Genomic DNA, 433 nt, shown 5'->3' on the forward strand with positions numbered 1-433 from the left:
GTTCTGAAGATGACCCTTTCATATGGCCCATACTCTCAAGTAATGTATGTATATTAGAGGAAATCCCTTGCAATGAGCTTTCTATGTTTTCTGTTGCACGTGAGGTTTCGCTTGAGAGCTTTTGAACCTCGCTCGCTACCACACTAAAACCCGCTCCCTCTTTCCCTGCCCTGGCCGCTTCAATTGAAGCATTCAACCCTAGCAAACTCGTTTGCTTAGAGATACCTTTGATCATTTTTGTAATATCTGAAGTTTTTTTCGAGCTTTCAAGTGTTTGCTGTGTTTGGAATGTCATTTCCTCACTTGTCGCAGAGAGCTCTTCTGAATGAGCCGCCACCACATGTACCTTTTCTTGAATACTTTGAATGATGTCATTCAATGACTCCATATACGCCTCAAGTTCTATTTGATTTTTAAGTGGAAAACCTAAAGC

1 protein-coding gene is annotated in these 433 nt (G+C 41.3%); it reads right to left on the minus strand.

The window, feature by feature from the left end; genetic code table 11:
• On the minus strand, positions 1 to 388 hold a 388-nt coding region (locus KH400_RS21270), incomplete at its 3' end, for a methyl-accepting chemotaxis protein (protein ID WP_246589963.1).
• Positions 389 to 433 lie beyond the last annotated feature (45 nt).

This window comes from Desertibacillus haloalkaliphilus (assembly GCF_019039105.1).
GTDB lineage: Bacteria > Bacillota > Bacilli > Bacillales > KJ1-10-99 > Desertibacillus > Desertibacillus haloalkaliphilus.